This is a genomic window from Rhodovibrio sodomensis (genome assembly GCF_016583645.1).
Classification (GTDB): Bacteria; Pseudomonadota; Alphaproteobacteria; order Kiloniellales; family Rhodovibrionaceae; genus Rhodovibrio; species Rhodovibrio sodomensis.
Window position 1 is genome coordinate 1 of record NZ_NRRL01000116.1, and the last position, 13645, is coordinate 13645.

Genomic DNA, 13645 nt, shown 5'->3' on the forward strand with positions numbered 1-13645 from the left:
GCCGGAGCTCCGGCCGCCCCACGGGCCGCCGTTGCCACCGCCGCCGCCGGAGCCGCCGCCCCAGGGGCCGCCACCTTGATTTTGCCAAGGCATGTTCTGCTGTACTCCGTGATCTCGAATTGCGGGCGTGAGGTCTGGGCAGCAGAAGTTGTGACCCGTTCGGGCTTCACAGGACTCCGCGACTGACCATATCGAACCATACACGTAACGCGTCGGTCCGACCTCGCAAAATAGGTCTTCGGAATATCGGGCGCGAAAGGGAGAATTCAAGCATGAGCGGCGTCACCGAGGAGAGCGTCTGGCAGGCGCTCGGCAGCGTTCAGGATCCTGAAGCCGGCCAGGACATCGTCAGCCTGCAGATGGTCTCCGGACTGGTCATCAAGGACGGCAACGTCGGCTTCGCGATCGAGGTCGACCCGCAGAAGGGCGAGGAGAAGGAGCCGCTGCGCAAGCAAGCCGAGAACGCCGTGGCGGCGCTCAAGGGCGTCCAGTCGGTGACCGCCGTGTTGACCGCGCATTCGCAGGCTCCCGGCGGCCAGGCCGCGGGCCGCGGCCAAAGCACTGGCAGCCAGGCGCGCGGGCACGGCCAACAGGCCCGTGCGCAAGGGTCGCAGGGCGGCCAGGCAAGCGGCCACCAGCAGCAGCAGCGCAGCCAGGGCGGCGGCGGCCAGCAACAGATCGCCGTGCCCGGCGTCAAGGCGATCGTGGCCGTCGCGTCCGGCAAGGGCGGAGTCGGCAAGTCGACCACCGCCGCCAACCTGGCGCTCGCCTTCCACCGCCAGGGGCACGCCACCGGCATCCTGGACGCCGACATCTACGGCCCGTCGCAGCCGCGCATGATGGGCGTGTCCGGCCGGCCGGAATCGCCGGATGGCAAGCGTCTGTGGCCGATGCAGGCCTACGGCATCAAGGTGATGTCGATGGGCTTCCTGGTCGCCGAGGACACCCCGATGATCTGGCGCGGCCCGATGGTGCAGAGCGCCATTCAGCAGATGCTGCGCGACGTCGACTGGGGCGAGCTCGACGTGCTGGTGGTCGACATGCCGCCCGGCACCGGCGACGCCCAGCTAACCCTGGCCCAGCAGGTGCCGCTCGCGGGCGCGGTGATCATCACCACCCCGCAGGACATCTCGCTGCTCGACGCCACCAAGGGGCTCAACATGTTCCGCAAGGTCGACGTGCCGGTGTTCGGCATGATCGAGAACATGAGCTACTACCTGTGCCCGCGCTGCGGCGAGCGCTCGGATATCTTCTCCGCCGGCGGCGGCCGGCGCGAGGCGGAGAAGATGGGCACCGACCTGTTGGGCGAGATCCCGCTCGACATCGTCATCCGCGAAACCTCCGACGGCGGCGAGCCCGTCGTGGTGTCCCACCCCGACAGCGAGCACGCCAAGGTCTACCTGTCGATCGCCGAGCAGGTCTGGACCAAGATCACCGGCGCCGACGCGTCGGCGGCCCGGCGGGCGCCCAGCATCAAGATGAGCTGACCGCCACTGCGCGCGTCACGGGCAAAAGCCCGTGACGTTGCCGCGCGTTTGGGGCACGATGGCGTGCATGGTCAAAGACGAAGTCACGCAGCGACTGCGCGCTGAGCGCCTGCGCTCGCTCGCAACGATCTACCAGAACCTAGCCGCTGGAACTGTACTTCTGGGTGGCGTCTTACCTGGTCTTCGATACGCTGGCAGCGGCGATCAAAGCGCACTTCTTGGCACGAACCTCGTGCTGACCCTGTTCGTGGCCAGCCTGTTTGTCGGAATCTCTCACAGCCTGCTGGCGAAAGCTGTTAGACTGGAAGCATGAACGAATTCACGGTCGGTCTTCTGACCATCCTGGCGTTTGGTGTCGGGCTCTATGCCTACGCGCACTTCTTCCTGCTGCGCGACCGGCAAAAGTCCGGTCACGGCAATCGAGGCCGCTAGACACGTTCGGGACTGCCTTACCTCCGCACTACCTCGATGAAGCTGTAGGCGTGCGGGTTGCGTGCGTCGGCGGGATGGCCCTCGCGCCAGGTTTCCCGCCACTGGGCCGGGTCGAGCTCGTCCAGGAAGGTGTCCGCGGCGAAGCTGTCGTGCACCCGGGTCAGCAGGACGCGGTCGGCGTGCGGCAGGGTGGCGCGGAAAATCTCCGCGCCGCCGATGACCATGACCTCGCCGGCGTCCTCCCGCGCCGCGCGGTCCAGCGCCGCCTGCAACGAGCCGACGACCTCCGCGCCGTCGAACGGCCGGTAGCCGTCCTGGCGCGTGATCACGAGGTTGAGCCGGCCCGGCAGGCTGCGGCCGATCGACTCGTGGGTCTTCCGGCCCATCACCAGCGGGTAGCCGATGGTGACCCGCTTGAACCACTTCAGGTCGTCCGGCAGGCGCCAGGGCAGCCCGCCATCCTGCCCGATCCCGCCGGCCCGGTCGGCGGCGACGACGAGCGTCATGCGGGGACGTTGCGGCGACTCGGCGGACGGCATGCGGGACCCACTGCGACGATCTGCTGAGCTTCGGTCGGGAGCCTAGAGCAAGATGCTCAAAGGTGAAGCCACCTTTCAGCTGAATCTTACTCTCTCTTCAAGCCGTGAATGTTGCGCTCGCTTCAACCAGATAGAACGCGCTTCGCGCAGACGGTGAAGCGACCTTAAGCGATCGCGCCCTGGCGGAGCCCGCCGGGCCCTACCAGCGTCAAGGCGGCGCGGCCTTTAAACCTCTAACCCGTTGTCCTAAATGAAAGAATGTCCGGTCGCTCCGGACTATGGGCATAAACGGCACGCTGGGTAGCCGTAGCGGACCCGGGGGCAGTACCCGGCGCCTCCACCAACATGCCGGGATCGCGCGCTCCGCCGCGTGACGCGCGGCGTCGAGCGCCCGGCCCGGCGGCGCCGCGCCCAGGCGCCGGCCCGCGCACGGGCGGCGGCTCACGGGCGGCGACCTTAGGGGGCGAACCAGGATCGACGCGCGGCGAGAGGCGTGCCTTTGCCCCGGCATGGCATCCGCCGTTATCGGGCCATCCAAGAAGTGCGAACGACAATCGCGCTCCGGTTGCCGCGGCGGCGTAAGCGCCAAGGCAACCACGGCTTAAATCCCTAGCCGGGGTCGAGTCCGGCTAGGTGGGGTCCGGGGCTACCTAGCAACAGAAAGCCCCACTTTCATTGCTCCCACGCATCCGCTTTAATAGCCTCCGCCGCGACGCAACGAGGCGTAGGAAGGACACATTATGGCCGAAACCGGCGGCTCCGAGGACGACCTGCATTACGACGTGATGGTCGAGAACGCCCTGCGGGGTGTGGTGCGTCAGGCGCTCGCCCAGGTCGCCGAGTATGGACTGCCGGGTGAGCATCACTTTTACGTGACCTTCCGCACCGATCATCCAAGCGTCGTGATGCCGGACACGCTCAAGGAACGCTATCCGCGGGAAATGACGATCGTCCTGCAGCACCAGTTCTGGGACCTGCAGGTCGGCGACGAGGACTTCCAGGTGACGCTGACGTTCAACAACGTCTCCGAACAGCTCAGCATCCCGTTCGAGGCGATCGCCGCGTTCGCGGACCCCTCGGTGCGTTTCGGTCTGCAGTTCGACGCCGGCGAGGACGACGACAGCGAGAGCGCGTCGCCCGAGCAGGCCTCCAACTACCAGGGGGAAGCCGGCGAAACCCCCGGCGATCCGGACAAGACCGGCGGCGACGAAACCGGCGGCGACGACAACGTCGTCACCCTCGATCGCTTCCGCAAGAAGCAATAGGCCCGGCGCGGTCCGCACCCGCCGGACGATTGCCGCCGGCTCGGCCCGACGCCTTCGCACGACCGTTGAGCATTCTGCCCGACATCCTGGCACCGGAGCTTGATGTGGTGTTCTGTGGCAGCGCGGCCGGAGCCGTCTCAGCGCGCGTCGGCGCGTACTACGCCGGCCCCGGCAACCGATTCTGGCCCAGCTTGGCCGCGGTCGGCCTGACCCCGGTGGAACTGCCGCCGGAGCGTTGTCGGGAGCTGCCGCATTACGGGCTCGGCCTGACCGACCTGTGCCAGCGCGCCAGCGGAGCGGATGCCGACCTGCCGCAAGACGCGGACGACCCGGCGGCCCTGGATGCCAAGATCCGCCGCTACCGGCCGCGCGTCCTCGCCTTCGTCGGCAAGCGGTCGGCCAAGGCATTCCTGAACGCCCGCCATGTCGACGTCGGCCGGCAGGCCGCAAGCCCGTTCCCGGCAACCGAGCTGTTCGTCCTGCCCTCGCCCTCCGGGGCGGCGCGCGGCAGCTGGGACATCCAACCCTGGCACGCGCTGGCCGCCCAGGTCGGCCGCCAACCGCCGGGCGCGCCGGGAAGCCGGCGATGAGCGCCGCGCCCGCCAGACCGCAGGCCGAGCGCCGGCTGTGCCGGCCCGGTGAGACCTGCTGGCAGCAGCCGCACGCGCCCCGGTTCGGCGTGCTGATCGACGCCGCGGCCTATTTCCAGGCCGCGCGCGAGGCGATGATCGCCGCCGAGCGCGAGATCGTCATCCTCGCCTGGGAGTTCCACACCAAGACCGAACTAGTGCGCCCCGCCGCCAGCCACGACGCCGAGGGCCGGCCCCATGGCGCGGATGGCTGGCCCAGCCGGCTGGGCGACTTCCTGATCGCGCTCGCGCAAGCCAAGCCGCGGCTGGAGATCCGGATCCTGCTCTGGGACTTCGCCATGATCTATGCGCGCGAGCGCGAGCTGATCCCGATCTTCCGCCTGCCCTGGAAGGGCCATCCGCGGATTCATCTGCAGATGGATAGCGCGCACCCGCCCGCGGCCTCGCAGCACCAGAAGATCGTGGTGTGCGACGACAAGGTCGCGTTCTCCGGCGGCCTCGATCTGACGGCGAACCGCTGGGACACCCGGGACCACCGGGCGGACGACCCGCGGCGGGTCAACCCGGCGGGCGACGCCTACGGTCCTTTCCATGACGCGATGGCGATCGTCGACGGCCCGGCCGCCCGCGCCCTGAGCGAGATCGCCCGGCAGCGCTGGGCGGTTGCCAGCGGCCACGACTACCGTGCCCCGACCGACGGGCTGGCGGCCGACCCCTGGCCGGCTTCCGTAGCGCCGCTGCTGCGCGACGTGCATCCGGCGATCGCGCGCACCTACCCGGCCTACCGCGGCTTTCCAGAGGTGCGCGAGGTCGAGCGGCTGTTCCTGGAGAGCATCCAAGCGGCCCGCCACGCGGTCTACATCGAGCAGCAGTATTTTACGTCGGCGGCGATCGGCGAAGCGCTGGAGCGCAGCCTGACCTTGGCCGACGGGCCCGACATCGTGATCGTCCTACCCTACGAGACCAGCGGCTGGTTGGAAGAGAGCACGATGGGCGTCGGCCGCGTGCGCCTGCAGCGCCGGCTGGAGGCGGCCGACCGCTACGGCCGGCTGCGCGTCTACCAGACCCTGGTGCCGGGCGGCACGCTGGATGCGGTCAAGCTGCACGCCAAGCTGATGATGGTCGACGACCGGCTGCTGCGGGTCGGCTCGGCCAACATGTCGAACCGCTCGCTCGGCCTGGACAGCGAGTGCGACATCGCGCTGGAAGCCGCCGGCGACGATGCCGACCGGATCGCACGCACCGTCGCGTGGCTGCGCAACGACCTGCTGGCCGAGCATCTGGGCACGGACGCAGAGACGGTCGCCGCATCGATCGCGCGCGAAGGCGGCCTGATCGCGGGCATCGACGCCCTGCGCGCGCCCGACGACGCGGACGCGCGCACGCTGATCCCGCTGACGCACGACATCCCGGACTGGATGGAACGGCTGGTCCCGGACACCCGCAAGCTGGACCCGGAGCGCCCGATCCAGCCGGACCTGCTGCTGGAACGGTTCCTGCCGGCGCGCGAGCGCGTCAGCGACGCTGAGGACGCGGAGGAGACCGACGCCGCGGCGGCTGACAGGCAAGTTGCCGAGATCGCGCCCGGCGAGGTCGCGAAGCTGCCCGACGACAGCGCCGAGCGCGCGCCCGCGGTGCCGAACCGCCGGCCGCGCCTGCGCGCGCTTCTGCGGTTCTCCGGAGCGCTGTCGATCGCCACCCTGATCGCGCTTGCCTGGTCGCTGACGCCGCTCAAGGAGCTGAGCAACCTGGACGCCGCGCTCTCGCTGGCGGAGCGCTGGGCGGGTGACCCGTTGGCCCCGCTCTACGCCGTCGCGGTTTACGTCGTGGGTGGGCTCGCCTTCGTACCGGTAACCCTGATGGTGACGGTGACCGGGCTGGTGTTCGGGCCGCTCAAGGGCTTCGCGGTGGCGATGCTGGCGAGCGTGGTCGCCGCCACCGTGACGTTCGCGATCGGCGCGCTGCTGGGCCGCGACCTGGTGCGCCGGCTTTCGGGCCCGCTGATCAACCGGATCAGCGAGCGGCTCAGCCGGCGCGGTACCTTCACGGTCGCGCTGCTGCGCATGGTGCCGGTCGCGCCGTTCTCGCTGATCAACCTGGCGGCCGGGGCGATCCGGATCCGCCTGGGCGACTTCCTGGCCGGCACCGTGGTCGGCATGGCACCCGGCATGGCCGCGCTGACGCTGTTCGGCGACCGGATCGAGGCCTTGCTGCGCGCCCCCACGCCGGGGCGCGTCGGACTGTTGCTGCTGGCCCTCGGGCTCGTCGTCGCGGTCGCCTACGGCACCGACCGCTGGGCCGCGCGCCGCCGGCGCCGACGGGAGTTCCTGCGCCGGCAGCGCGAAGGCGCGGGCCCGCACGACCGCCCCGGCGACGGCCCGGGGCACGGCCCCGGGGCCAGCGCCACAGACGGCCGGGGGCCGCCGGCATGAGCCACCGCGCCCTCAAGGTCGCCAGCTACAACATCCACGCCTGCCTCGGCACCGACGCCCGCTACGATCCGCCGCGGGTCGCGCGGGTGCTGGCCGAGCTGAACTGCGACGTGCTGGGCCTGCAGGAGGTCGACGACCGCTGCCCGCCGCAGGATGGGCTGCGGCAGTTCCGCTATTTCCAGGCGATGACCGGCATGACCGCGATCGACGGCCCGGCGATCCACGACGACCGCGGCTGCTACGGCAACGCGCTGCTGACCCGGCTGGCGGTCCGGCAGGCGCGCCGGCTCGACCTGTCGCACCGGGCCCGCGAGCCGCGCGGGGCGATCGACGCCGTGCTGCAGGGCCCGACCGGCCCGATCCGGGTGCTGGTCACGCACCTCGGCCTGCACCCGCGCGAGCGCGGCGAGCAGATCCGCACCCTGATCGACGCGCTGAACGGCACGGACGGTTTTCCGCGCGACCTGCCGACGCTTCTGATCGGCGACATGAACGAATACCTGCCGACCGGCCCGCGCATCCGCGAGCTCAAGGCCCGGTTCGCCGCCGGTTTCCACCGCGGCACCTGGCCGGCGTTCTGGCCGTGCCTGCCGCTCGACCGGATCTACAGCGACCCGGCTCCGCGCCGCGCCGCCTTCCGTATCCACCGCACGCCCACCGCCCGTCGGGCATCGGACCACCTGCCGGCCAAACTCACCCTGGGGTGGTAGGCCGGCTCTACGCCGTTTTGCTGGGCATCCACTTGCGGATGCGCTTCCTGCCGACGGTCCCGTCGCCCTTGCCGGCGCCGCGCAGGCCGCAGGCGCGGGGCCCACGGGCCTTGACCATTTCGGAGAATTCCTTGAACCGGCGGCTCAGTTCGCGCTTTTCCTCGTCGCTCAGCGCGTGGTTGGGTTTGCTCGACAGGTCGCGCTCGCGGATGTCGTCCATGCCCGTTTCTCCCGGGTGCTCTCGGCGGGGTCCGGAACGACCATCGGGCGAACGCGGTTAAGATCGGGTTAGCCCCCCGGGATTTGAGGGAAAACGGCATGACTGCGGATCCGCCCGAGATCAGCTTCGACGGCCCGCACGGCGATCCCGGGCACGTCCCCGTCCTGGCGCTCGCCCACGGCGCGGGCGTCGGCATGGACAGCCCGTTCATGGCGGGGATGGCGGAGCGGCTGGCCGCCCGCGGCGTGCGGGTGGCGCGCTTCGAGTTCGGCTACATGGCGGCGCGCCGACGCGACGGCAAGAAACGCCCGCCGCCGGCGCAAAGCACCCTGCTGACGGAATTCCGGGCGGTCGTCGACGCTTTGGGCGGGCCGGCCGGTATCTTCGTCGGCGGCAAATCGATGGGCGGGCGGATGGCGAGCCTGCTGGCCGCCGAGGCCGCGCAGACCGGCGACCCGGTCGCGGGGGTGGTCGCGCTCGGCTACCCGTTCCACCCGCCGGGCAAGCCGGACAGGCTGCGCACCGATCACCTGCAGGCGCTTGCCACGCCGATGCTGGTCTGTCAGGGCGAACGCGATCCGTTCGGCAGCGCGCAGGAGGTGCCGGACTATCCGCTGGCGCCGTCGGTGCGGATCGCCTGGCTGCCCGACGGCGATCACGACCTGAAGCCGCGCAAATCTTCCGGCCACACGGCGGAGGCGAACTGGACCGCGGCGGCCGACGCGCTCGCGGCGTTCGTGCGCGGCGGCGGCTGACGACACCCCCAACGGGCAAGCTCATCGACCCGCGCCGCAGGCCCACGCAATAAGGAGGACGCACGCGCATGGCCGAGGAACCGCCCCAGCGGCCCTTCCGGGTCACCCTGACCAAGCCGTTGGGCAAGGGCACGCTCGCCTTCACCACCGACGTGCATGCCTACGGCGAGCAGGAAGCCTTCCGCAAGGCCACCACCCTCTACCACGAAGCGGTGCGCGACCTGGGCGAGGCGCCGGTCGACTGGAAGTTCGCGTTCGAGGACGCGCAGATCCGCGCGACGTGAGCGGGCTCCTCATCCCCCCACCAATCCCCCTCCTCCAGTGGGAGGAGGGGCGAGGGGAGGAGGCTGCCCCAGATGTCGACGCCGCGAGCAACCTCCTCTCCCTAGCCCTCTCCTCCCACTGAAGAAGAGGGGACCGGGTTGGGCACCGCTCCATTAAGAGCGTTCCGGCGATCGACCGCGAACCGCCGCCTTCCCCCCTGGCATCCAGCGGCGCGCCCGGCTACAACCGCACCCAATGCAACCTCACCCTTTCAGCAGCAAGGCGAGCGTCATGAGCGAGCAGGCCACCCGCACCGAAAGCGATTCGATCGGCGAGATCGCGGTTCCCGCCGACGCCTACTGGGGCGCGCAGACCCAGCGGTCGCTGCAGAACTTCCGGATCGGCGGGGAGCGGATGCCGACCCAGATCGTGCGCGCGCTGGGCATCCAGAAGCTCGCCGCGGCGCGCGCCAACCTCAAGCTGGGCCAGATCGACAAGCGCGTCGGCGATGCGATCTGCAAGGCCGCGCTCGAGGTGATCGAGGGCGAGCTGGACGCCCACTTCCCGCTGGTGGTCTGGCAGACCGGCAGCGGCACGCAGTCCAACATGAACGCCAACGAGGTGATCGCCGGCCGGGCCAACGAGATGCTGGCGGGCACCAAGGGCGGCAAGTCGCCGGTGCACCCGAACGACCACTGCAACCTGGGCCAATCGTCCAACGACACCTTTCCGAGCGTGATGCACATCGCCGCCGTGCGGCTGATCACGACCGAGACGATCCCGAAGCTGCGGCCCCTGGCGGACACCCTGCAGGACAAGGCGAAGGCGTTCGACCAGATCATCAAGATCGGCCGCACCCATCTGATGGACGCGACGCCGCTGACCCTGGGGCAGGAGTTCTCCGGCTACGCCACCCAGGCGGCCTACGCGGTCGAGCGGCTGCAGGGCAGCCTGCCCCGCCTGCGCCAGCTGGCCCAGGGCGGCACCGCCGTGGGCACCGGCCTCAACAGCACGCAGGGCTTCGCCGAGGCGTTCGCCGACGAGGTCTCGACGATCGTCGGCGAGCGCTTCCAGACGGCGGAGAACAAGTTCGAGGCGCTGGCCGCGCACGACGCGGTGGTCGAGGCCTCCGGCGCCGCCAACACGGTGGCGACCTCGATGATGAAGATCGCCAACGACATCCGCCTGATGGGCTCCGGCCCGCGCTGCGGCTTTTTCGAGCTGCTCTTGCCGGCGAACGAACCCGGCTCGTCGATCATGCCGGGCAAGGTCAACCCGACCCAGTGCGAGGCGATGACCCAGGTCTGCGCGCAGGTGATGGGCAACCACACCGCCGTCACGGTGGCCGGCTCGAACGGGCACTTCGAGCTCAACGTCTTCAAGCCGGTGATGATCTACAACCTGCTGCAGTCCTGCCAGCTGCTGGGCGACGCCGCGGAGAGCTTCAACGTCAACTGCGTGGCCGGGATCGAGGCGAACGAGGCGCGGATCAACCAGCTGATGCGCGACTCGCTGATGCTGGTGACCGCGCTCAACCCGCACATCGGCTACGACAGTGCCGCCAAGGTCGCCAAGAAGGCCTACGCCGAGAGCAAGACGCTCAAGCAGGCGGCCGCCGAGCTGGACCTGTTGAGCGAGCAGCAGTTCGACCAGCTGGTCCGCCCGGAAGAGATGCTGGGCCCGCGCAAGGCCGAGTGAGATGCGCGACGCCGCCGAACAGACAGCCGGAGAGACGGGCCCAGAAACGGCCCAAGAAACGGCCCAGAAAACGGCCGGCGGGCGGCCCGACGTCACGCTCGATCCGGGCGACCAGCGGCTGGAAAAGCACTCGGTCACGCTGTTCCAGCACCGCACCTCGCTCAGCCTGGAGCCGCCGTTTTGGGCGGCCCTGGGCCGGCTGGCCGCGCAACGGGGCCAGTCCCTGAACGCCCTGATCGCGGAGATCGACGCCGCGCGCAGCGGCAACCTCTCCAGCGCGGTGCGCGTCTGGGTGCTCGGGGAGATCGCGGCCGGGCGGTAGCTGCGAATGGGTGAGGGCGGCCGGTGGAGAGCCGTCGGGCGTCCTGCGCCGCCGCCCCGGGTACAACTAGCTTTCCGCCAGAACTACCCAGTTAGCTGCCTGTACAGGATCGTCGTGGGATCGAGCCCACGGTCGAACGGGTCGCGGCAGTACCCCGGGATCTCGCCCACGGCGCGGTAGCCGCGCGCGCGGTAGAGCCGGGCGGCCGGGTCGCCGGTGCGGGTGTCGAGCGTCAGCAGCGTCCGGCCCTGCTGAAGCGCGCGAGCCTCCAGGGCGTCCATCAGCGCGGTGGCGAGGCCCTGCCGGCGGGCGTCGGGGTGGACCAGCAGCTTGGTGACCGCCGCCCGGTGACGGCCGTTCGGCGGCATGTCGCGATCGAGCTGAACGCTGCCCACGATCCGCCCGCCGCGTTCGACCGCGAACAGGTCCCGCAGGCCGGAGGCAACCGCGCCCAGTACCTGGCCGCGCCAGTAGGCCTCCGCCTCTTGCCGCGTGAACGGATTGACGAAGTTCACGCTCGCCCCCGCTTCGACGCAGGCGTGCAGCAGTGCCGTCAGGTCGGCCAGCCGGGCCTTGCCGGTGTCGGCATCGAGCGGGAACGGCGGCGCGGTCAATCGCGGGCCCTTTCGCGTCAGACGACGAACAGCAGATAGCGGGCGCCCGTCTCCGCCGGCGTTTCGAACGCGCTGGGGCCGAACAGGCGGTAGCGCAGGCAGTCGCCGGGGCTCAGCGTGTGGGCGGCCGTGCCGAGGGTCACCGTCAGCGCGCCATCCCGCAGCCACAGGTGATGCTCCAGGCCCGGACGCGGCGGCCGGTCGTAGGCGATCCGCGCGCCCGCCGGCAGCTCGCCCGCGACCACCTCCCCCGAAAGCGGCCGGTCGGGCGGGGAGACGGTGCGCCGGACGAAGCCGCTTTCCGGATCCCGCCAGAGCGGCTGATCGGCCGGGGTCAGGTGCGCCCGGAAGCCGTCCTCGGCGAGCGCGATCAGGCGTGAGATGCTGAGGCCGTAGGCCGCCGCCAACTTGCCCAGCACCTGCGCGGTCGCACTGACCTCCGCGTTTTCCAGCCGCGACAGGGTGGCCCGGCTGACCCCGCTGTCGCCCGCCAATTGGTCGAGCGACCAGCCGCGCTGGGTGCGCAGCGCCTTCAGGCGCCGCGCCAGGCTGCGGTCGATATCCGACGGGCTGGCGTCGCGCGATTCCATATCTGGGACGTTCGCTCATATCCGGTCGGCCCGCAACCGAAAAACGTCTCAAGCGCTCGTGCGCGCCGCATCTGGCGTTTGTGAAATATTCCCCAGGCCGGCACCTGATTCCGACCGGTCGTCGTTCGAACATCCGAAAACCTGGAAAAATCCCGACAAACCCCGTATCAAGGCGAAGGCCGCATGCGACCGGCCGGATGCCGACAACACCAAGAACACAACAACGACCGCTGAACGGGGAGACTGATCCAACCATGCCATTCGATACCATCCGCCGCCGCCTGATTCAGGGCGCCGCGGCCGCCGCCGTCGTGGGCGTCGCCGCTGCCGGGTTCGCCGTGCCGGACGCACGCGCGCAGGACCAGAATTACATCCTCTCCACCGCCTCGACGGGCGGCACCTACTATCCCGTCGGCGTCGCGCTCTCCACCCTGATCAAGGTGAAGCTGCAGCCGAGCGACGGCATCAACATGTCGGCGATCAACTCCGCCGGTTCGGGCGAGAACGTCCGCCTGATCCGGGAGCAGGAGGCGCAGTTCGCCATTCTGCAGGGCCTGTTCGGGTACTACGCCTGGAACGGTCTCGGCCCGGTCGAAAGCGCGGGCAAGCAAACCCATCTGCGCGCGATCACCATGCTGTGGCCGAACGTGGAGCACTTCGTGGTCGCGAGCGAGCACGCGAAGACCGGCACGATCCAGGACGTGCTCGAGATGCAGGGCATGTCGATGGCGATGGGCCGGCGCAACTCCGGCACCATCGGCTCCAACCGCACGCTGCTGGCCAACCTCGGCGTCGACATGGACGAGGCCTACGACCTCGTCTACGTCGGCTATGGCCCGAGCGGGGAAGCCCTGCAGAACGGCCAGGTCGCCGGCATTTCAACCCCGGCCGGCGATCCCGTCGGCGCGATCACGCAGACCTTCGCCACGATGGGCGATGGCGCCACGCTGCTCGCCTTCACCGACGCGCAAGCGGAGCAGGCGGACGGCGGCATGGGCCTTTGGACCCGCTACGTCATCCCTGGCGGCACCTACCCCGGCGTCGAGTCCGACGTCCGCACGATCGCCCAGCCGAACTTCCTGGCGACCCACCGGGATCTGCCGGAAGAGGATGTCTACAAGATCACCAAGACGATCTACGAGAACCTGGCTTTCCTTCAGAACATCCACCCGGCGACCGACGCGATGGCGCTCGAAAACGCGATCGCCGGCCTGCCCGCCCCGCTGCACCCGGGCGCGCTGCGCTATTACGAGGAACAGGGGATCGACGTGCCGGACCGCCTGAAGCCGTAGGACTCCCTCGGGCGAGACAGCTCGCGGTTCGACCGTCTCCGTAGAGCATCGCAGAGGGTCCCCTCTCCTCCACCGGAGGGAGAGGGAGAGGGAGAGGGAGAGGGAGAGGGAGAGGGAGAGGGAGAGGGAGAGGAGGAGTGCACGGCCGACGTCGCGGCACCCTCCTCCCCTAGAGCAAAATCGATGAAGGTCGCGTCGACCTTACATCGTGAATTTTGCTCTAACTGCGTGAAGAGAGAGCAAGATGCTGAAAGGCTTCACCTTTCACATCTTGCTCTACCCCCTCCTCCCAGTAAGGGAATCCGGTAAGCGATGGGATGGACGCCCCCTCCGGCGGCATCGGTGTGCCAGAATGGGTGCACTGAAAAACGCCATTCAAGGAGGAGGCATCCATGGCGAAGGTTACCATGATCGGGCTGGACTTGGCGAAGAATA

Annotated in this window: 17 protein-coding genes and 1 other RNA gene; 13 read left to right on the forward strand and 5 right to left on the reverse strand. The window is 69.7% G+C overall.

The annotated features are described in order from the left end of the window. The first annotated feature begins 272 nt into the window (after positions 1-272). From apbC to CKO28_RS28985, 3 genes are all read left to right on the forward strand, one after another. Positions 273-1487: an iron-sulfur cluster carrier protein ApbC gene (apbC, locus tag CKO28_RS22905; RefSeq protein ID WP_200343219.1), complete on the forward strand. Its 1215-nt coding sequence runs from the start codon at positions 273-275 to the stop codon at positions 1485-1487. A gap of 67 nt (positions 1488-1554) precedes the next feature. Then, the gene (locus CKO28_RS22910) at positions 1555-1800 is read left to right on the forward strand and encodes a hypothetical protein (protein ID WP_200343220.1); all 246 of its coding nucleotides are present in this window, start codon (positions 1555-1557) and stop codon (positions 1798-1800) included. Continuing rightward, positions 1797-1919, forward strand: a complete 123-nt coding sequence (locus CKO28_RS28985; RefSeq protein WP_274611060.1) for a hypothetical protein — start codon at positions 1797-1799, stop codon at positions 1917-1919. Before CKO28_RS22910 ends, CKO28_RS28985 begins: the two co-directional genes overlap by 4 nt. Before the next feature lie 17 nt (positions 1920-1936). Here CKO28_RS28985 and CKO28_RS22915 read toward each other — a convergent pair whose 3' ends face one another. After that, positions 1937-2425, reverse strand: a complete 489-nt coding sequence (locus CKO28_RS22915) for a dihydrofolate reductase (RefSeq protein WP_200343221.1) — start codon at positions 2423-2425, stop codon at positions 1937-1939. A gap of 253 nt (positions 2426-2678) precedes the next feature. Here CKO28_RS22915 and ssrA point away from each other — a divergent pair. The 5 genes from ssrA (at position 2679) to CKO28_RS22940 (ending at position 7455) form a co-directional block, all read left to right on the forward strand. Next, positions 2679-3129, forward strand: a transfer-messenger RNA (tmRNA) gene (gene ssrA / locus CKO28_RS22920). A gap of 69 nt (positions 3130-3198) precedes the next feature. Then, positions 3199-3723 carry an SspB family protein gene (locus CKO28_RS22925; RefSeq protein WP_200343222.1) on the forward strand — a complete coding sequence of 175 codons (525 nt, stop codon included), beginning with the start codon at positions 3199-3201 and terminating at the stop codon, positions 3721-3723. A gap of 65 nt (positions 3724-3788) precedes the next feature. Then, positions 3789-4313, forward strand: a complete 525-nt coding sequence (locus tag CKO28_RS22930; RefSeq protein ID WP_242480757.1) for a mismatch-specific DNA-glycosylase — start codon at positions 3789-3791, stop codon at positions 4311-4313. Further along, complete coding sequence (locus CKO28_RS22935; RefSeq protein WP_200343223.1) at positions 4310-6745, forward strand: VTT domain-containing protein; 2436 nt, start codon at positions 4310-4312, stop codon at positions 6743-6745. The genes CKO28_RS22930 and CKO28_RS22935 overlap by 4 nt, the downstream gene beginning before the upstream one ends. After that, positions 6742-7455 (forward strand): endonuclease/exonuclease/phosphatase family protein, encoded by a 714-nt coding sequence (locus CKO28_RS22940; protein WP_200343224.1) that lies wholly within the window; start codon positions 6742-6744, stop codon positions 7453-7455. Before CKO28_RS22935 ends, CKO28_RS22940 begins: the two co-directional genes overlap by 4 nt. Before the next feature lie 7 nt (positions 7456-7462). On the opposite strand, the gene CKO28_RS22945 is transcribed toward CKO28_RS22940, so the two are convergent. Further along, a complete protein-coding gene (locus CKO28_RS22945) occupies positions 7463-7675 on the reverse strand; it encodes a hypothetical protein (protein WP_200343225.1) in 213 nt (70 codons plus the stop codon). A gap of 98 nt (positions 7676-7773) precedes the next feature. Between CKO28_RS22945 and CKO28_RS22950 the strand changes: the two genes are divergently transcribed. From CKO28_RS22950 to CKO28_RS29220, 4 genes are all read left to right on the forward strand, one after another. Next, entirely contained in the window at positions 7774-8430 is a 657-nt protein-coding gene (locus CKO28_RS22950) for an alpha/beta family hydrolase (RefSeq protein WP_242480758.1), read from the forward strand. Between the two features lie 68 nt (positions 8431-8498). Then, complete coding sequence (locus CKO28_RS22955) at positions 8499-8714, forward strand: hypothetical protein (protein WP_200343226.1); 216 nt, start codon at positions 8499-8501, stop codon at positions 8712-8714. Between the two features lie 271 nt (positions 8715-8985). Further along, complete coding sequence (gene fumC / locus CKO28_RS22960; RefSeq protein WP_200343227.1) at positions 8986-10392, forward strand: class II fumarate hydratase; 1407 nt, start codon at positions 8986-8988, stop codon at positions 10390-10392. Between the two features lies 1 nt (position 10393). Then, complete coding sequence (locus CKO28_RS29220) at positions 10394-10714, forward strand: ribbon-helix-helix domain-containing protein (protein ID WP_200343228.1); 321 nt, start codon at positions 10394-10396, stop codon at positions 10712-10714. An 83-nt stretch (positions 10715-10797) separates the two neighbouring features. Here CKO28_RS29220 and CKO28_RS22970 read toward each other — a convergent pair whose 3' ends face one another. Next, the gene (locus tag CKO28_RS22970) at positions 10798-11328 is read right to left on the reverse strand and encodes a GNAT family N-acetyltransferase (protein ID WP_200343229.1); all 531 of its coding nucleotides are present in this window, start codon (positions 11326-11328) and stop codon (positions 10798-10800) included. A gap of 17 nt (positions 11329-11345) precedes the next feature. Then, positions 11346-11918, reverse strand: coding sequence for a helix-turn-helix domain-containing protein (locus CKO28_RS22975; RefSeq protein WP_200343230.1), 573 nt, complete (start codon positions 11916-11918; stop codon positions 11346-11348). A 254-nt stretch (positions 11919-12172) separates the two neighbouring features. On the opposite strand from CKO28_RS22975, the gene CKO28_RS22980 reads away from it, so the two are divergent. Continuing rightward, entirely contained in the window at positions 12173-13210 is a 1038-nt protein-coding gene (locus CKO28_RS22980; protein ID WP_200343231.1) for a TAXI family TRAP transporter solute-binding subunit, read from the forward strand. Positions 13211-13430: 220 nt separating this feature from the next. On the opposite strand, the gene CKO28_RS28120 is transcribed toward CKO28_RS22980, so the two are convergent. Next, the coding region (locus CKO28_RS28120) for a hypothetical protein (RefSeq protein WP_207168908.1) at positions 13431-13645 on the reverse strand (215 nt) is incomplete at its 5' end.